General features: G+C 52.0%; 18 protein-coding genes. 4 read left to right on the top strand and 14 right to left on the bottom strand.

What is annotated here, in order from left to right:
• Positions 1 to 15 precede the first annotated feature (15 nt).
• From ASN_RS13240 to ASN_RS13195, 10 genes are all read right to left on the bottom strand, one after another.
• On the bottom strand, positions 16 to 1218 hold the full coding sequence (locus tag ASN_RS13240) for a glycosyltransferase (protein WP_058988451.1): 1203 nt from the start codon (positions 1216 to 1218) through the stop codon (positions 16 to 18).
• 1094 nt (positions 1219 to 2312) lie between these two features.
• Positions 2313 to 3065: a glycosyltransferase family 2 protein gene (locus tag ASN_RS13235; RefSeq protein WP_231948231.1), complete on the bottom strand. Its 753-nt coding sequence runs from the start codon at positions 3063 to 3065 to the stop codon at positions 2313 to 2315.
• 14 nt (positions 3066 to 3079) lie between these two features.
• A complete protein-coding gene (locus ASN_RS13230; RefSeq protein ID WP_058988449.1) occupies positions 3080 to 3481 on the bottom strand; it encodes an HAD family hydrolase in 402 nt (133 codons plus the stop codon).
• The gene (locus ASN_RS13225; RefSeq protein WP_157765188.1) at positions 3478 to 3972 is read right to left on the bottom strand and encodes a hypothetical protein; all 495 of its coding nucleotides are present in this window, start codon (positions 3970 to 3972) and stop codon (positions 3478 to 3480) included. Before ASN_RS13225 ends, ASN_RS13230 begins: the two co-directional genes overlap by 4 nt.
• Positions 3973 to 4117: 145 nt before the next feature.
• On the bottom strand, positions 4118 to 4945 hold the full coding sequence (locus tag ASN_RS13220) for a hypothetical protein (RefSeq protein WP_058988447.1): 828 nt from the start codon (positions 4943 to 4945) through the stop codon (positions 4118 to 4120).
• Positions 4946 to 4965: 20 nt separating this feature from the next.
• Positions 4966 to 5685 (bottom strand): hypothetical protein, encoded by a 720-nt coding sequence (locus tag ASN_RS13215; RefSeq protein ID WP_157765186.1) that lies wholly within the window; start codon positions 5683 to 5685, stop codon positions 4966 to 4968.
• 267 nt (positions 5686 to 5952) lie between these two features.
• Positions 5953 to 6798 (bottom strand): glycosyltransferase family 2 protein, encoded by an 846-nt coding sequence (locus ASN_RS13210; protein ID WP_231948229.1) that lies wholly within the window; start codon positions 6796 to 6798, stop codon positions 5953 to 5955.
• An 88-nt stretch (positions 6799 to 6886) separates the two neighbouring features.
• Complete coding sequence (locus tag ASN_RS13205) at positions 6887 to 9364, bottom strand: GtrA domain-containing protein (RefSeq protein ID WP_157765185.1); 2478 nt, start codon at positions 9362 to 9364, stop codon at positions 6887 to 6889.
• Positions 9365 to 9828: 464 nt separating this feature from the next.
• The gene (locus tag ASN_RS13200) at positions 9829 to 10095 is read right to left on the bottom strand and encodes a DUF1150 family protein (RefSeq protein WP_006560106.1); all 267 of its coding nucleotides are present in this window, start codon (positions 10093 to 10095) and stop codon (positions 9829 to 9831) included.
• A gap of 85 nt (positions 10096 to 10180) precedes the next feature.
• A complete protein-coding gene (locus ASN_RS13195; RefSeq protein WP_035378112.1) occupies positions 10181 to 10681 on the bottom strand; it encodes an Hsp20 family protein in 501 nt (166 codons plus the stop codon).
• A gap of 240 nt (positions 10682 to 10921) precedes the next feature.
• Here ASN_RS13195 and def point away from each other — a divergent pair, with 240 nt between their 5' ends.
• The 4 genes from def to ASN_RS13175 are packed head-to-tail and all read left to right on the top strand — an operon-like array spanning position 10922 to position 13831.
• Positions 10922 to 11488 carry a peptide deformylase gene (def, locus tag ASN_RS13190; RefSeq protein ID WP_006560109.1) on the top strand — a complete coding sequence of 189 codons (567 nt, stop codon included), beginning with the start codon at positions 10922 to 10924 and terminating at the stop codon, positions 11486 to 11488.
• Between the two features lie 17 nt (positions 11489 to 11505).
• On the top strand, positions 11506 to 12462 hold the full coding sequence (fmt, locus tag ASN_RS13185; RefSeq protein ID WP_058988444.1) for a methionyl-tRNA formyltransferase: 957 nt from the start codon (positions 11506 to 11508) through the stop codon (positions 12460 to 12462).
• 28 nt (positions 12463 to 12490) lie between these two features.
• Positions 12491 to 13306: a tRNA pseudouridine(38-40) synthase TruA gene (truA, locus tag ASN_RS13180; RefSeq protein ID WP_082666825.1), complete on the top strand. Its 816-nt coding sequence runs from the start codon at positions 12491 to 12493 to the stop codon at positions 13304 to 13306.
• A gap of 57 nt (positions 13307 to 13363) precedes the next feature.
• Positions 13364 to 13831 carry a YaiI/YqxD family protein gene (locus ASN_RS13175; RefSeq protein ID WP_058988443.1) on the top strand — a complete coding sequence of 156 codons (468 nt, stop codon included), beginning with the start codon at positions 13364 to 13366 and terminating at the stop codon, positions 13829 to 13831.
• A 10-nt stretch (positions 13832 to 13841) separates the two neighbouring features.
• Here ASN_RS13175 and ASN_RS13170 read toward each other — a convergent pair whose 3' ends face one another.
• The 4 genes from ASN_RS13170 to argB all read right to left on the bottom strand — a co-directional run bounded on the left by ASN_RS13170 (position 13842) and on the right by argB (position 17613).
• Positions 13842 to 14465 carry a hypothetical protein gene (locus tag ASN_RS13170; protein ID WP_050942417.1) on the bottom strand — a complete coding sequence of 208 codons (624 nt, stop codon included), beginning with the start codon at positions 14463 to 14465 and terminating at the stop codon, positions 13842 to 13844.
• Positions 14462 to 15676, bottom strand: a complete 1215-nt coding sequence (gene dapE / locus ASN_RS13165; protein ID WP_231948227.1) for a succinyl-diaminopimelate desuccinylase — start codon at positions 15674 to 15676, stop codon at positions 14462 to 14464. The genes ASN_RS13170 and dapE overlap by 4 nt, the downstream gene beginning before the upstream one ends.
• Positions 15677 to 15695: 19 nt before the next feature.
• Positions 15696 to 16544: a 2,3,4,5-tetrahydropyridine-2,6-dicarboxylate N-succinyltransferase gene (gene dapD, locus ASN_RS13160; protein ID WP_035378104.1), complete on the bottom strand. Its 849-nt coding sequence runs from the start codon at positions 16542 to 16544 to the stop codon at positions 15696 to 15698.
• Between the two features lie 163 nt (positions 16545 to 16707).
• Positions 16708 to 17613 carry an acetylglutamate kinase gene (argB, locus tag ASN_RS13155; protein ID WP_006559464.1) on the bottom strand — a complete coding sequence of 302 codons (906 nt, stop codon included), beginning with the start codon at positions 17611 to 17613 and terminating at the stop codon, positions 16708 to 16710.
• Between the last annotated feature and the right edge of the window lie 13 nt (positions 17614 to 17626).

The following is a 17626-nucleotide window of genomic DNA, read 5'->3' as shown; positions in this document are numbered from 1 at the left end:
AGCCTGTTCTCGCTATCAGGAGCCGGAAATGTTGGACATTTTGTTCATCAGATTGCCCAATCGCCTTTTGGCCGCTCCCACCAATCGCTTGGGATGTATGACTGGACGCGCGTCCCCGTTGGCAAGCAGACTGGACTGGGCTTCAGAAGAGGCATCATCTTCTTTTTCGTGCACAGCAAGCGTGTCTTTAACCAGAGCAAGACGGTCATTATTTTTCAGGAAAAGAGACTGCCTGATTTCCCATGGGTTTTCAGAAAAAACTCTATGATACGTTGCAAACCAGTCTTCCGGGATGGTCGCGTATAGTTCACAGGCCTGCGTGAAAAATTCCTGCCTTTGCGGGAGGAGCACATTTTCTCCGCACCAAATAATCATACGTGTCATCAAACTGACAAGTGCGGCACCTGCTTCATTATCGATCGAATATTGCTTCCCATATTGAATAGCAAGCTCAACACTTTTGAAAATATGGAACCTGCGCTGACTGCGTTCCTGTGTGATTTTACCAGGCCTGTTAATTCGATAATGATAGCCAGTTTCATTCAAAAGACCGATGCGCCTGGCGGCTGCCATTTCGTGAGTATGAGGGGGCAGATCTTCAAAAATCAGCCCTTGTTCAAAACAAATTCCCTCTGCAACCATGAATGCACGACTCATAACCCGTGTATTGGCGTTAGGCTCCAACCGAAGCAACATGGGAGAGTCTTTCAGCGATGTTGTTTTTGATGGAGCATTCTGCAACAGATCATTCCACAGCCAGTCATCATAAAAGTCACTCAGATGGCTATTACTGTCATCAAAAACCGCGCTTCGGCAGATCACAAGCTCACACTGCTCCTCTGCGGCATAACGCGCCATGCGGGTGTATAGACCCGGTGTCACCACATCATCACTGTCGAGAAAGGCAATATAATCGCCACGTGCATGTGACAGACCCGACATTCGGGCTTGAGAAAGACCCGCGTTGGCTTGGTCAATAATGGCAACAGGGTTTTCAACAGTCTTTGCCCACTCAATAGCAAGATTTAAACTGTTGTCAGTTCCGCCATCATGTACAACCAGAATTTCGTGGCGGCCCTGTTCTTCGCCCATAAGGCTGTTCAGAGTTTCAATAACATAATTTTCTGTATTATATACTGGAACGATAATACTGACGCTCCCCGCCTGAAGAGGAGAAGAGAATTGTTCGTTCTTGAAAACAATCTCGTTTTTCTTCATTTTATCTATCTCTCTTTTTCAAACGTCTTTGTTCGTATCAAACGTAATCTTGTTGGCGTTTCACGTCAGCTCAGGACATTACATCTGGAAGGATGAAAAGAATTTTCCCACGCTCAAGAATGCATAAACGTGCCACTAAAAGGCTGCACTCGTCATCTCATCGCGTTGAAATCCTCTTTCATCAGAATCATAATTCTTCCTAAAATCATAAAACATTCTGAGGACTCTTCTCTCTTTCTGGACAACACATTTTATAGCACGTTGCACAGCGTAGTGTTCCTGTATGGGAGCATCATGGTGGGAAATATTTTCGTATCCAAATCTCTTACGGATATAGCCCCAGAAGCTCTTTGGACGCAAGAACCGCCCTGCTTTTGCAAGCGAGACATACGACCGAGCTGAAGCTTCTTTTCAAACAGGATGCAGCACACCAAGTCTCGCAGAAACCCTCCCGAGACAGTCCCCTGTGCGCACCTTAGATACGGTTGAAGAGCGGGAGTGCTCAGAAAAACGTCCTGAACGGGGATACTAAAGCGCTGCAATGAACAGAAATATGAACTACTCCCCGCATTTCTGTCCTCCTTGATACGCTCACTCACGCTTCCCCCTCCTCTTACGCAGATAACACTGTTACCAGTGTGGAACTAAGAACACCTTATTTCCAATAAAGCGCTGCCTCTATATGTTTGCTCTTTTCTCTCCAAAAAACGATATCTAAACTAGACTGTTGCTTTTTCTCAATTCTTTCAAATATTAACTTAATGCAATATGATTGTGGAAAAATATTTCGTCACTTTTAACTGATTAGACAATATATTAACCGCGTTTGTTAAAATAATGACACTATCATTTTTTGCAGCGAACCGAAGACCGGTCTTCGGTTCATTATGCTTCTGTTCCGGTTGGCTTTGTTGCAGGAACATAGTCTTGCCTGGATCCATGATTTGAATAGGCAACTTATAATTGCTCACGATAAGCAAGCATCTTGGTCAGCTTAACCTTACCGGGATCACAAACTCACGAGGAAAGGGACACACTGGCACAGTGGCCCCTACAGTCACAAAGGTCACAAAACAAAGCCATAAAAACTCGATTTATGGCATCAGCTTTAACGTTTCGTTAACGGCTTCTGTGGGTGCTTCCCTAAAAGCCTTTACTTGGTCAGGTGTACCCAGCATCCCGACATCCTCAACAGGAATGTCGGAAATCGTTACACGCTGGCGCGCTTCGATCAGACGGTTATACATGGGGGCAATGTAGCGCTCTCCCTTTTCCATACCGTCGGGCCGAGCAAAGTGCTGGTGATAAAGATCACAATACATCTGTGCATTGCGGAACCAGTAAAGGCCCAGCGTAGCAAAATCTGAAATACGCACCTTTTCACGAACTTCAACCACTTTCTGGTCGTCATCCAGCCTGACAAAAGACCACCCATCCCCTGGCGCCCGGAAGCAAGGAATCCAGCCGTCACAGAGGGCCGGATCGGGGGGAGCCATCAAGCCAGGCCTCACAAACGTATCGATATTATATACGGCAAACGGCGCGTCAGACGGCGCTTTCTGCGCTAACAGCAATGCTGTTGTCGCCTGACCATCTGTCACATGATCCAGTTCAATCACGTCATCAATAATAATGCCCAATGCCTTGCATCGCGCAGCGATATACGGTTTTGCCTGCATGTCCTTGCTCGTTGCAAAACAAAAACGCCACCCTGCATCGCGGAAGGCTGTCAGGCTCAGCATGGACCAGTCGAAGAGGGGATGACCTAGAACCTCAATTTCATATTTTGGCTGATGGTATCCGGCTTTTTTAAAGCGTGATCCCATACCCGCCATCGTAATCGCCATTACTCCGCTCATATTCATCCCTTTGCTATACGATCACGAGCTATCAAGGCTTCCACACCTGCCAGATCATTTTCAATAAACTCTCTGGGCCTGACAGACCTATCGTCAATATAAAAACCCTCTTTACCGGGCCACGGTTTTCCAAAATAAATCTCGTCAAAAGGAATCTTGTGACGCTCCAGCCATTCCAGAACCACTGGCCCAACGATTTTATTGATCTGCCCGAGATTACCATCATTTGAACGCATGCCGCGAGAAGAGCTCAGAACAATACGCCAGCCTTCAGCGTGCATTTTCTGTAGCCGCGCCACTATTTGCGGCTCTGGTGCAACATCGATGTAGTTTTCTTCCTGTGCCTTGATATCACACAGCGTTCCGTCAATATCGACAACCAGCACCTTGTCTTTACCAATCATGCCCTACTCTCCAAATCATCAAGTATCGTCGCCGCTGTTAGCGCAAAACCCATTAGCTTGTTGGGTCTATCTGAATGAAGTGGCAACATGGACAGGAAAAGTGACAGCTCGACAGCACGTACAGCCCCCACATCTAACCCGGTTTTTTCAAGACGGTGACGGAAGGCATCCTGAGCCCATGTGGGCGGGCCTCCTTCATCCAGATGACATTCCATTACCAGTTGATCGTTCAAACTACAGTTGAACAAGGCATTATTGATGAAATCATATCCACCCAGCACGGAATGGCTGAACTTGGCGACATCATACAAGGGATGCATCAAACCTGCTTCAAAACTGGTCGCTCCCTTGGGGTCGATCAACCGCATCAAACCAAGACGTTTGTCAAACAGGATATTCGAGAAGCATGGATCTCCATGACCAAAAACCAGATGTGTGCCAGAAAACTGCTCAAGAGCTTTTTCTATAAACGGTCGCGCCGCAGCCTGCATGGCACGCAGGTTACCTCGGGGTCCGGCTGATGTTAGAATGGCGTCCAGCTTCTGCCCTTCTTTCGTGTCCAAGCAGCGTTCAATGCGGGCATCGAACTTTTCAAGAATATGACGCCGCCCTTCAGCAAGTGTATGCGCTGCGTTATCACTTCCTTTTCGACGCGACGCCAGAAACGCAAAAAAAATTGTCCAGTAGAAGGTCAAAATCCGCAGGTTTCAGAGCACCATGAATAAATTGGAGCGCCACATCCGGAACAGGCAAATGCTCCATGGAGTATCCGCCTTTACCGCCCTTTGCCCAAAAATGAAAAGTCGGCATAAGAAACCGCTTCATCTCTTCCGGCGCAACGTGGAAATAACGATACTCCGCCTCCATCTTGGCGACGTCGGATGAACTTTTATGAAATACGCCGTCTTCTGCTAACGTATCATTAAAGTGGCGTGCTTCGGTCGATCCTACCAGGAACTTGAATAGGCTTCGTGGTTTTCGGATATCAACCAGACTGACCCGATCAACCATCTCGGGTGCAGCCTCGGACAGTCTGAGCAAAATATTGCGTCGGTCTTCTGTATCTTCAGCACGCAGAAACGCAATGGCATCCTTTTCTTTCAGAATAACAGCCGCTGCGTCCCCGCTGATCGGCGCAAGAAAAGTGCTTTCCAACGCAAAAGCCGATTTCTTCATGACGAGTGTTAGCTGCTCCATATAGAGCGGAGCAATACAAGACGGCAGAAGAAGATAGAGAAAACCGGGGCCACGCGTTTCTATATGATGTGCCAGCGCACTTGCAGCCTCATCCGTTTCGATGATCTGAAACGCACAATGTGCGCTTTCTGCCGCAGCCTGTATTTCAGTTCCAAAACGCTTACGTCGCCGCACAATTCTGGAGAATGGCACTTTTCCGATGATGGCGACAACCTCAGGGGGAGGTGGAATGCGATCATCGAAGATAACAGTAACATGATGTGGCACGCGAATTCCTACCGACTTCACTATTTAAGACGCTGACTACGCGAACTGGGTGTTATGATGCGCGTAAGATACCCGTAAACCGAAGGCGGCCAGACAATAAATATCGCCAGAATACTGCTTGCCGCGGACGTGGCTAAAGCTGGATCAATGAAGGAGGAAAAGGCGGCATGCCATTCCTGTACAGTCCGGTTGATCAGTAAGACACCCGCATTATGGAACTCTGGAAAGATCGCCACGGGGGTAAACAAAGCTGCGGCCACCAGTTCCAGCCCCCAGATAAGAACCGTAATCATCATGAGCAAAGGCCCCTGTTGGCGGAGCAATCCTTCACCAGACGTTGTGCCTTTGCGCAAAACATCAATCAGGCGCAGGCTTACCAGCACATTGCGCCCTGAATGATGAATCATGACATAACGTTGCAGACTGCTTAATGCACGGGGGCCGATCAGGAAACATACGCCGGCGCTTATGGTTACCGCCAGGATCATCCACTGCACGGTACGTGTGCTTTCATCCATAACACTATCGATATGGTCGTTAATGACCAGCCACGCCAGTAGGAGGGACAGGATGATCGCGTCAAAGAGGCGATCCAGCAGAACGGTTACTATAGTTTCAGACAGTTTCCGGCTGATTGTCCAGAGGGTGTAGAAGCGGACAATTTCCCCCAATTTGAAAGGGGGAATGATCGCAAACGGTGCCGTTGCAAAATGGAGCAGAAAAATGGTCCGCGCTGGCATTTTCAGTAGTGGGCCGGAAATTATACACAGCCGCATTGCCCTGAAACAATGAGCCAAAAAATAGACAAGCATTGTGACAATAATTGTTATGGACAACGACGGACGTAGAAGTTTGGGGCCGATATACCAACCCGCCGCCAACACACATAGGGTTGCCAATGCGGTCAGCAGGAACCGTCCCCGAAAAAGCCCTATACGAACGCCATTCTGAAAAAGAGAAACTTTTCTTATCCAGTTGTCAGAAACAAAGATCATCAAAAGTATTCTTCAGGTAGGGCTGGTGACAGAAGCACCTGCCCCATCACGTTGCCATGATCCTATCACGGTAGAGGGATAGGCATCACGTGCAATAGCCCGATGATCATCCTTTTCAAATGCAGAGAGCGATTTAACCCGATGCATCAGCAAAGCCAGAATTTGGAACCCCATGCGCGACAGCTTTGCATTTGAGACCTGATCCTGTTCCCGCCAAGTCAGCGGGAAAAACCGCAACCGGAAGGACCGTGCGGCAACCACTAGAATCAGATAATAGTTGAACGTCAGGTCGTCAGCAAAACGTTTCTGAAAATCGTCATCAAATGCGGAAAGCCGGAACAGATTCAAACCGGAACCAAGGTCATATAGACGACGGCGGGAAATTGCTGAAAAAATCAGATTGAAGGCTCGGTTGGCATTCGTGCGCAGTAGAGAATATCCCTGCAAGCGAGACCCCTTCATGAAACGGGCCCCCATGAGAAAGTCTTCGCGCAGATAGGTACCGTTTTCCAGATAGGGCAGCAGATCCTCTATGTTCCCTTGATCATCACCATGCAGCACGATCAGAAAATCATAACCATGCTGACGTCCAAACTCTATGGCAACCTTGTGCGATCCGCCCAGTCCGTAATTATCATCATTACGGAGCAAAGTGCGGTGTGAAATCTGATGCAGGGCTTCAAGTCCGGCTGCAGCGGCTGCAGCGGTCTGGTCCGTGGAGCGATTATCAATGCAGACAAGACCGTCAATCAGTTTTGCGACACGCGGGTTGGTTAATTGCTTTATAACGCGCGGAATTTGTAATGCACAATTATACATTGGAACAAATACAAGTATGCGCGGAGAATTTGACACCATCCGGCTTGACCTCCTTTTCACTTACTTATCATTCAAATTCAGTCATGGCTCTTGGGGATAAAGCGCAATCTCTACCTGACGCCATATCTCAGCGATCACGAGAAGGAAAGGTATAATGCGCCACAAGACGCGATACAAAGAAATTACAGATGAGCTGAGGAGGAGTTATAATAATTTTGGCCAGCAAGAGAAGTCTTCCACCGGTTAGATTTAGCCCGCCAAGCTGCACAAGATAGCCCATCAGAACAGGCAACACTGTAGATGCAACGATAATAAGCAGAAGTGTATAGGCAATATAGAAACCAGACCGTTTTAACAGACCATCACCAGACGCCCCATGAATATGGCGACAGGAAACCAGAAAAACGATTGATGCTGCCAGGCAGGAACTGATCATATTAGCCAACATCGGGGGGAGATGGGCTGCATGGTTCAGCACAAGCAGAGTGACGGCATCCAGCGCCCAGCATCCCCCAGAAAGCGCGGCAAACCGAACAAACCGCTGCATATGCAGAAAACCTGAAGCCAGCCATCCTCGCGGCGCGTAATTTTTGAAATATCTTTGTGTAACAAGAATTTCACAAACTGCGAGTGGTACCGAAAAAGAAGCCCATACTGGAATAAATGCGAGATAAGCCCAATTAACGGTAGGGGCCACCAAGACAATAGGAATAACCATGGCGACGAACAACAGACTGAACAAAGGCGTAAGCCAACTCCATCCAGTCGCCAGAGCCACAATGGAAACCACTGCTATAACGACAAGCCCCTTGATATTGACCGCCTGACTGGCCCGCACGTACAATGAAATAATGTCCCTGTTCAGTCCTCGCGTTGCAGGATGATCATTGATAAGACCAAAAACATCTGGGATCGTTGTATTGATATCGACCGGAACACCCGTCGCCCTGGCAATATCCCGCCGTCTATAGCGGCTATCCATTTGCCAGATATCACCGAAGAATAGCTGAAGGCCGGTCTCCCACCGATAGTGAAGAAAAGGCCGCCAGTTATTTTTAATATCCCAAACGACCCGCTGTTGCAGATTTCGCATTGTGGGAACCGCATTGAGACCGGCCTTTCCTGACATCATTCCCCACCAGAATGATTCTGGCCCGACCTCACAGACCTTCTGGGCTGGAGCAAAATATCCGATTATCCCAGCAAGCTCCTGATCCACCTGCCCCTGACAAATATAAGGGTAGCTCATGGAAATATCTGAAACTGTCAAATACTTCCATTTGGCCAGGTCTTTATTATAATCGTACAATATTGGCATGGCATGATCTATAAACATCTTCATAAATATGATGAAACAGACAGAACCCGCCACAACAAGCAGCCGACTACGGCCAGCCGCCACTTTACTGAACACAAAAAAGAGTATGGAAACAGCAAAGACCGCCAAATACTCTGCTCTTAATAGCCATGACAATCCGCAAAGAACCAAAACCGCCACCGCCAATGACCGAGAAAAGGGGCGGTTTTCGGAAAGTGATTTAAAATAACCATAAAACCAGAGACTTATGGCTAAAAACACTACGGTAATGACAACAAAATATCTCTGTTGAGAGAACATTGAGATGATGATTGCCGGATTGCAAACGAACAGCCCTACAGTCGCAGCGGAGAGAAGCCGTTTTTGCCAGATCGGACGACCAGCCATGGCCAGAGACCCACATCTCAACAAAAGCAAAACACTCAGGAGACCAGCAAGCGCCGGGACAAGCTGTATCCACTCAAACCCTATAATTCGGACGCAGGAATTATATATAAAGTATAATCCTGAATACCATTCTGTATAGATTTGAGCATTTGCATTATGAATAATCGTGTCATGACAAAACATCGACGGAAAAACACATATATAAAATAGCAACCACAAGACGCAGACAAACAAAGATGAAAATTTATTCTGTTCATAAAGCTCTCTGAAAAACCTCATGGAGCCAGGAGAGAGTAAAATATAAATGGAAAATACAATTAACGCCGAAGAAACAAAAGAATATATGAGAAATTTGTACGAAAATTCTTCAAAATCACGAAGGTTTATAGAAAAATCGCTACCAGAATTCTGCAACTCCTTTACGGACTTCACTCTCCCATTCAAAGAAACAACAAACAATCTTTGAGATGGACTGCTTTTATTCACCAGATGACGCAAATGAGACAGAGAAGTATCTACCTCCGTGAGAACTGCGTAAGAAGATGAAAAGACAGGACCCTTTTCATTCTGGCCGGATAAAACAATCACCCCTTCCCGTCCTGGAACACAAAACTTCGGTGTGGCGTGACAGAAAGGAGACGTGGAAGGCACACGATAAATGGAGAGGCCGTTCGACTGCACAATGGGGGCGCTATCAGGATGGACCGATACCGCTGAAACGGCTCCGTCACTGAATTTCAGACGCGCTGTATCTGTTGGCGGATAAAATGTTGGAACATAAATATCGCCGACAGATTCGGATCGAAAGATCAGAACATTCGGCACAGTCCAGCATCTGAATGCTGCAAACACGCAAAACAAAGCCAAGAATAAAAAAAGGAAATATCTTATTTTTATCATTATGAAATCCCACGGCATAAAATATACCTAACAAACACATATCATAAAAAATTATCAGTTATGTCTACATCGAAATAGTGACAACACAGGATCTATCGGGTTTGTGCATGCTGCACTTTTGTCCTGTTCCCTCTGCCGAATACCCCTCCTTAAAACATATATTCCGCCTAACGGCAGGCGCTCCGCTCACACTTCCTGCCCTCCTTCCAATTTCCAACCCTTCCTTCGAGCCCCCGTAATGTCACGTTTCCGAGCAGCAAAGAGTTCAGAGAGCTGACGCTAAACGGGTCAGGATCATTATCCTGACCCGCTCCCATCTTCGGCATCCGTGACCCACGGCACTCTACCTCGTGTAATTGCAATTGATACTCAGAAAAATAATCCACACCTGCCATATGACGCACAAAAAAACCCTGCCTTTTTATAAAAAAGCAGGGTTTTTCCTGTTTTCCTCGCGCCAGAACCTACTGGAGGCTGGCCGGGATCATATCGTGGTGGAGAATGATTCCCCATGCCGTTTCCATATCATCCACCACGGCCAGAGGGGAACCGTCGGCGGCATGAATGGCGCATCCTTCCTCGCCATCTTCTGTCAGGGCGGGACGAATGTAAGCAACATTTTCCAGCCCTAGAGACCGGAACTGATTTTCAGAAAGCTGGTGGACATCAACCGGGGTTTCCGACTGATCTGGCACAAGCTCAACACGTCCATTCTGAGTCGTGACTCTCATAGTGCCCTCCTCAATCCTTGCCAAAACCAATACTGCAACCACCTTCCATCCCCTTTTCCTTTCACAAAAAGGGCGAGCAAGGCCTTCAGTTGCCCTCTCTTTCATCCACCGTATGCAGCACACGGGCCGAACGCGGTTTCAGGGCGGCTGCGCCATTAACAGGATGCGCCTTCTGGCCAGCCTGCATGATCTCGATCCGCTTTACACGCACTTCCGGTTGCGGACGGAACAGATCAATATGCAAAAGTCCGTTATCAAGCCATGCACCGCCTATCTCTATGCCTTCAGCCAGCACGAAAGCCTTTTGAAACTGGCGGGATGCAATCCCCCGATGCAGAAAAATACGCTCTTCCGCGTCTTCCACCTGCCGACCACGGATAACAAGCTGGTTGTCTTCCTGCGTGATTTGCAGATCATCCATCCGGAAGCCGGCAACCGCCAGCGTGATCCGCAGCTTGTTGGGGGCCATCTGCTCAATATTGTAGGGCGGATAACCGTCACTTGCCCCTTTGCTGGCGCGCTCAAGCATCTGTTCAAGATGATCAAACCCCAGAAACATGGGCGAGCCAAATACTCTGCCTGACATAGAGCCTCCTCCTTTCTGAGCGAGACAGGACCGGACCCTGATGGCATCCGGTTTCTTCACGATATGGGAGACCGCAGCCGCAACGCAAGACAGGGTGCCGCATCCTGCATGGTCATACGGCCTGCTTTGGCACAGTTTGTGAACATTCCGCGCCACAGTGCGGCATATTTCACACGTTTTCTGCCTTCATTCCGCTGGTTGCCTCTGGCATCCTGAAGCCTGGGGCGCTAAATCGGGCGTATGACAAACGCAGCTCTGACAGACGCAGCCATTGCCGCTGCAGCGGCCGAGGCCGCGCCCATGCCGATCCTCGTTGCCCCGCATGCCGTGCTGCGGCGCAAGACCCGTGAGGTCAAACCCGAAGATGTGGCAGAAATCCGCCGTATTCTCCCCAGCATGTTCTCGGCCATGTATGAAGCACCAGGTATTGGCCTTGCCGCCCCGCAGGTTGGCCTTAGCCTGCGCTTTGCATTGGTGGATCTGGGCGAGAAAGACGCGCGTGAGCCTATTATCATGATCAACCCGGAAGTTGTGGCGGAATCAGAAACGCTGGCCGCCCGGGAAGAAGGCTGCCTTTCCCTGCCCAACCAGTATGCGGAAGTCACCCGGCCAGAGCAGGTGCGTGTCAAATGGCGCAGCCTTGAAGGTGATCTGATTGAGCGGGAAGTGGACGGCCTGCTGGCCACCTGCATGCAGCATGAAATCGACCATCTTGAAGGCGTATTGTTTGTGGACCACCTTTCCACGCTGCGCCGTAACATGATCCTGCGGCGTCTGGCCAAGGAACAGAAGCAGAAACGCTCCTAAGGCCGGAGGCCACGTGTATGCGCATCATTTTCATGGGTACGCCAGATTTTGCCGTGCCTGCCCTGCACGCTCTCCATGCGGCAGGGCATGAGATTGCTGCCGTTTACACGCAGCCACCCCGCCCCGCTGGCCGAGGCAAGGCGCTCCGGGCGTCTCCCGTTCATCAGGCGGCTGAGACGCTCGGCCTGCCAGTAAGGCATCCGGTCTCCCTGCGGAAAAATACTGATGAATGGGCCGCATTTGCAGCCTTTCAGGCAGATGTGGCCGTGGTAGCGGCCTATGGTCTCATTCTGCCGCAGAGCATGCTGGACATACCACGGCTCGGCTGCCTGAACATTCATGCAAGCCTTTTACCACGCTGGCGGGGAGCCTCTCCTATCCAGAGCGCCATTCTGGCTGGTGATACGGAAAGTGGAGTGACCATCATGCAGATGGAAGCGGGTCTGGACACCGGCCCCATGCTGTTGCGCGGCTCCGTTCCCATTAACGGGCAGACAACCGCCTCATCACTGCATGATGCTCTCAGCGCTCTGGGCGGCACCCTGATTGTTCAGGCCCTGGCGGATCAACCTCCGGCTACGCCACAGCCGGAAGATGGCGTCACCTACGCCCAGAAACTCACCCGTGAGGATGGACGTATCAACTGGCAGGAAAGCGCCATCGCCATAGACCGGCGTATTCGGGCTCTTACGCCATGGCCTGGTACCTTTACTCTGCTGGAGGATGGAATGGTGCTTAAAATCGGCGCTGCCGTTCCTCTTCCTCAGCACAAACACTCTGCAAAAGCTGGCACTGTGCTGGATGACAAACTGACTGTGGCGTGTGGCGAAGGTGCTGTGCAGTTGACGCGCCTGCAAAAGCCGGGGCGTGGAATGATGGAGGCAGAAGCTTTTCTGCGTGGGCATCCGCTCCCGCCGGGCACGGTTCTGCTCAGCCCGCAGGATGATTCTGCTTCAGCCCCGCAGCCAGAATGATCTCTCTTTCTTCTGTGACCGTTCCATAATGTCTGATCTGCCAATGGAGCCGCTCCCCCTTCTGCAAGACCTTCCCCCTTGTCAGCGATGGGCCGTCAAGCTGGAATATGATGGAACAGGGCTTGTCGGCTGGCAGCGCCAAGCTTCCGGCTTGTCCGTGCAGGCACTTCTTGAGGAAGCCGCCACACGCATGGCGGGCGGGCGCCGGGTTTCCAGCATTACTGCTGGCCGGACGGATTCCGGTGTGCATGCAACAGGACAAGTGGCGCATCTGGATTTTCCGGCCGACATGCCGCTGCTGCCTTACCGGGTAAGAGACGGACTAAGCTATCACCTCAAGCCGCACGCCGTTGCCGTGCTGGAAGCCGCTCCCGTAGGGCTGGACTGGAGCGCCCGTTTTTCTGCCACATGGCGTTCCTACCGTTACCGTATTCTCAATCGCCCCACCCGGCCCGCTTTGGCGACCAATCACGTATGGCATCTGCGCTCGCCGCTGGATATTGACCTCATGCAGGAGGGAGCCAATCACCTGATCGGCTCGCATGATTTCACCTCCTTCCGGGCCGTGGCCTGTCAGGCAAGAAGCCCTTTCCGCACGCTGGATATCCTGACCGTGGAACGGCACGGCGATGAAGTCTGGATTATTGCCAAAGCGCGCTCATTTCTGCACCATCAGGTGCGCAACATGGTGGGTACGCTTAGCCTGGTAGGCCAGAAACGCTGGAAGCCAGAACGCATTGCGCAGGCGCTTGAGGCAAAATCCCGCTGTGCTGCAGGCCCCACGGCCCCGCCTGAAGGCCTGTATCTTACAGGCGTGGGGTATGAACCTGATCCTTTCTCCTGAGGGCGTCGTGACGGGACGTTTCCCAACAGCTCAGAAATCCTGTGCTACACTGGCTGCATGATTCGTATTTTTATAGATGCCGATGCCTGTCCGGTGCGGGACGAAACCTACCGCGTGGCCGCACGCTATGGGCTGCACACGTATGTGGTGTCCAACAAGATGATCGCCATTCCGGCATCACCTCTCATTGACCGTATTGTTGTTTCAGAAGGTATGGATGTTGCGGATAACTGGATTGCCGACAATGTGTTGGCCCATGATATCGTAATTTCTGCGGATATTCCGCTTGCTGCGCGGTGCGTTGCAAGCCGAGCCTGTGTGCTGGACCCGCGTGGCCGTATTCTTGATGAAAATGCCATAGGTATGGCGCTCGCCATGCGGAACCTGATGGATGATCTGCGCAATACAGGCGTCATCACACAGGGGGGGCGAAGCTTTGCCCGCTCAGACCGCTCCACTTTCCTCTCCGCATTGGATACCGCGGTCGTCAAAGCTAAAAAGCGGAAAGCTCTGGGGCAACCCTGAGGGGAAGCCCTTAGCCAGCCTTCACGTTGATCATCGGCTGAAGCAGATCTTTCAGCACGATGTAATGAGGCGGCAACAGCGCGGCCAGTGCATACAGCACCAATGTGGAAGCCAGTATGGAAACATACAGCAGCAACGCGCGGCCACGGCTAAGCCCCAGCCCAACACGCGCCACATACCATTGCAGCCACATTTCATACACAGCCACGCTCAGCACCAGAGCGCCCATAAACCCAGGCTGTGTGAGAATGGCCGGGAACAGCAACCCTGCCAGAATGGTTGCCCCCAGAGAAATGAGCAGCACCACCCAGTTGCACCACGTGGCGGCCGTTATATAGCGCAACCATAGAACATCCCGCCCCCAGCGATGCGCATAGAACTGTGACACCACCGCAGGCAGCAGAACAACGCAGAGAGAAAGCAGGATTTTGGTCAGGCCCAGCAGTTTGTCCGACACCAGAAAAACCTGCAACAGCCCCACAATCAGCATAGCCAACTGCGGAGCAATGGCCGCCCCAAATGCGTCCGGCGTGCCCTCAAAGCAGGTTATGCCTTCGCGCCGTCCACTGGCCAGAAGCAGCATGCCTTGCAGGATTTTCCGCCCACTTCCCATTTTTCCCGAATTAGAAATCACGCCATGACCCCTTCCAGAAAGGTCTCATATATTTGGGTAAGTGTTTCCAGATCTGCCACCGAGGTGTGCTCATCCACCTTATGAATGCTGGCCCCCACCAACCCGAACTCGGATACCGGGCAGTATTGCGCAATAAAGCGGGCATCAGATGTGCCGCCCCCCGTATCCAGCTTGGGTGTGCGCTTCGTTACATGCTCAATGGCTTTCACCAGAGCATCTGTTGCCGCGCCGGGTGCAGTGAGAAACGACTCTCCACTGATCTTCACCTCAACACGAGCGTTGGGAGCATGCTGGCGACAAAGTGTCCGTAGCCAGCCGGTCAGGCCTGCGCCGGTATGTAGATCATTGAACCGGATATTCAGCCGTGCTTCCGCCCGTGCCGGGATCACGTTGGTAGAAGGATTGCCTACATCCACACTGGTGACCTGCAAGCTGGAAGGCTCAAACCAGTCAGACCCATTATCTAAAGGGTGAGCCTGCAGGGCAGCCAGAATGGTCAGCAGACGATGCACCGGATTATCCGCCCGGTGAGGATAGGCCACGTGCCCCTGCACACCTTCCACAACAATATGAGCGTTCAGACTGCCACGGCGGCCAATTTTGACCATATCGCCCATGGCTATGGGGTTGGTTGGTTCACCCACAATGCAATAATCCGGGATCTGGCCTTCCTGCGCCATCCATTCCAGCACTTTTTTGGTACCGTAGGTGGCAGGACCTTCCTCGTCTCCCGTAATCAGAAAACTGATGGAGCCTGAATGCGGACCTTTACGCATAAACCGGGCAACAGCGGCCACAAACGCGGCAATGCCGCCTTTCATGTCACAGGCACCCCGGCCATACAGAACACCGCCGTCAATCTCGGCAGCATAAGGCGGATGGGTCCACGCAGCTTCATTGCCGGGCGGCACAACATCAGTATGCCCGGCGAAACAGATATGCGGACCCGTTTTACCCCGCCGGGCAAAAAAATTAGGCGTGCGCTCTGCCCCTTCCCCATAAGGAAGATGCCAGACATCAAATCCCAGTTCCGCCAGCATGACGGCCAGCATCTGCTGCGCCGGGCCGGGGTCTGGACAAACTGAGGGATGGCGGATCAACGCCTGCGCAACAGCAACCGGATCGGTGGGCACAGGCAACGCCTGCACACCAGCCGTATCGGCGCTTGCTGCCCCAACGGGCGGGATATGCTCGGGGCTTGATCCGCTCATGCTGCCTCTATCCTGCGGCTTAGTCGCGCAGGAGATCGTTGATAGACGTTTTTGAACGGGTGCGTTCATCAACGCGCTTTACAATCACGGCGCAGGCCAACTGCGGGTTGGGCTTGCCATCTGCGCCAATGGGGTTGGAAGACGGCAGCGTGCCCGGCACCACAACGGAATAGGCGGGAACGCGGCCCATGAAGATTTCACCCGTGGCGCGGTCCACAATTTTGGTGGAAGCCCCGAGGAATACACCCATGGACAGAACGGACCCACGTTCAACAATCACGCCTTCCGCCACTTCTGAACGGGCACCAATGAAGCAGTTATCTTCAATAATGACCGGAGCAGCCTGAAGCGGTTCAAGCACACCGCCAATACCGGCACCGCCACTGATATGACAGTTCTTGCCAATCTGTGCGCAGCTTCCCACTGTAGCCCAGGTATCCACCATGGTGCCGCTGCCAACGTTGGCACCCACATTCACAAAGCTGGGCATCAGCACCGCACCGGGGGCAATGTGGGCGGAATAACGTACCACGGCACCCGGCACCACGCGGAAACCGGCTTTTTCAAAACGGGCCTGGTCCCACCCCTGAAACTTGACGGGCACTTTGTCATAAGCCGGAGCACCTGCCGCAGCACCCGGAATGACAACACTGTCATTCAGCCGGAAGGACAGCAGAACCGCCTTTTTCAGCCATTCATGCACCACCCAGCCATCTTCACTGGGGGCAGCAACACGCAGACGACCGGAATCCAGAGCTTCCAGAGCGTCTTCAATGGCTTTGCGGTCTTCACCGACGGTAGCGGAAGACACACGATCACGTGCTTCCCACAGAGTTTCAATATGAGCGCGGAGAGTAGCTTCAGTCATAAGACACCGTCAGACATGATGGAACCAATCGGGGCAGGCCGACCCGATACGAAAAATACGGATGGACCATGCGGACAGGGCCGATGCCTGTCAACGCATCATGACACACGGACAGCCATCCGGCAGTGCCTCAGGCACTACCGTCAGCCGCCGCGCATGGGGCTTAGTCCGCCCGGATGAGTGTGCCGGAGCCGGAAGCGGTGAACAGTTCCAGCAGGCACGCGTGCGGAATACGGCCATTGATGATCACCGCAGCCCGCGCACCGGCCTGCACGGCCTGAATACAGGTTTCAACCTTGGGAATCATGCCGCCGGTAATCACACCGTCTGCAATGGCCTGACGCGCCTGCTCGGCTGTCAATTCAGGAATCAACTTGCCGTTTGCATCCAGCACGCCGGGAACGTCTGTCAGCATCAGCAGACGGGTAGCATGCACAGCCCCGGCAATAGCGCCAGCCGCCGTATCGGCATTGATATTGTAGGTTGCGCCATCTTCCCCCAGCCCAACAGGAGCAATAACCGGAATCAGGCCCGAACCGGAAAGCGCATAGATGACACGAGGGTCCACCTTCACGGGCTCGCCCACAAAGCCCAGATCAAGCACCCGTTCAATCTGGCTGTCATTATCCCGCACTGTGCGTTGCAACTTGCGGGCCGTAATCAGCTTGCCATCCTTGCCGGAGATACCTACCGCCAGCGCGCCAGCCTGACTGATCAGTTCTGCCACTTCCTTGTTGACGGAACCGGCCAGCACCATTTCGATCACATCCACCATGTTGGCGTCTGTCACCCGCAGGCCATCCACAAAGGTGGATTTGATATCCAGCCGCTTGAGCATGCTGTTGATCTGGGGACCGCCGCCATGCACCACCACGGGGTTGATGCCAACCAGCTTCAGCAAGGCGATATCCCGCCCGAAGGTCTGCGCCAGTTCCGGGTCACCCATGGCATGACCGCCGTATTTCACCACAATGGTGTCACCGGCATAGCGGCGCAGATAGGGCAGCGCACCGGCCAGAATGGCCGCTTCCTGATGCGGCTCCATAATGGGAGGCTTGGCGATGGTCATGGTGTAATTTCCT

Origin of the sequence: Acetobacter senegalensis, assembly GCF_001499615.1 — a bacterium.
Taxonomy (GTDB): domain Bacteria; phylum Pseudomonadota; class Alphaproteobacteria; order Acetobacterales; family Acetobacteraceae; genus Acetobacter; species Acetobacter senegalensis.
This window is presented reverse-complemented; position numbering and strand designations above follow the sequence as displayed.

Coding starts and splice junctions, on each gene's coding strand:
- ASN_RS13235 (WP_231948231.1), bottom strand. CDS start 3,065: ATGGCGATTACGATGGCGGGTATGGGATCACGCTTTAAAAAAGCCGGA.
- def (WP_006560109.1), top strand. CDS start 10,922: ATGACAAACGCAGCTCTGACAGACGCAGCCATTGCCGCTGCAGCGGCC.
- ASN_RS13195 (WP_035378112.1), bottom strand. CDS start 10,681: ATGTCAGGCAGAGTATTTGGCTCGCCCATGTTTCTGGGGTTTGATCAT.
- argB (WP_006559464.1), bottom strand. CDS start 17,613: ATGACCATCGCCAAGCCTCCCATTATGGAGCCGCATCAGGAAGCGGCC.
- ASN_RS13200 (WP_006560106.1), bottom strand. CDS start 10,095: ATGAGAGTCACGACTCAGAATGGACGTGTTGAGCTTGTGCCAGATCAG.
- dapE (WP_231948227.1), bottom strand. CDS start 15,676: ATGAGCGGATCAAGCCCCGAGCATATCCCGCCCGTTGGGGCAGCAAGC.
- ASN_RS13205 (WP_157765185.1), bottom strand. CDS start 9,364: ATGATAAAAATAAGATATTTCCTTTTTTTATTCTTGGCTTTGTTTTGC.
- ASN_RS13225 (WP_157765188.1), bottom strand. CDS start 3,972: ATGCAGGCTGCGGCGCGACCGTTTATAGAAAAAGCTCTTGAGCAGTTT.
- ASN_RS13230 (WP_058988449.1), bottom strand. CDS start 3,481: ATGATTGGTAAAGACAAGGTGCTGGTTGTCGATATTGACGGAACGCTG.
- ASN_RS13175 (WP_058988443.1), top strand. CDS start 13,364: ATGATTCGTATTTTTATAGATGCCGATGCCTGTCCGGTGCGGGACGAA.
- dapD (WP_035378104.1), bottom strand. CDS start 16,544: ATGACTGAAGCTACTCTCCGCGCTCATATTGAAACTCTGTGGGAAGCA.
- fmt (WP_058988444.1), top strand. CDS start 11,506: ATGCGCATCATTTTCATGGGTACGCCAGATTTTGCCGTGCCTGCCCTG.
- ASN_RS13210 (WP_231948229.1), bottom strand. CDS start 6,798: ATGGTGTCAAATTCTCCGCGCATACTTGTATTTGTTCCAATGTATAAT.
- truA (WP_082666825.1), top strand. CDS start 12,491: ATGTCTGATCTGCCAATGGAGCCGCTCCCCCTTCTGCAAGACCTTCCC.
- ASN_RS13240 (WP_058988451.1), bottom strand. CDS start 1,218: ATGAAGAAAAACGAGATTGTTTTCAAGAACGAACAATTCTCTTCTCCT.
- ASN_RS13215 (WP_157765186.1), bottom strand. CDS start 5,685: ATGCCAGCGCGGACCATTTTTCTGCTCCATTTTGCAACGGCACCGTTT.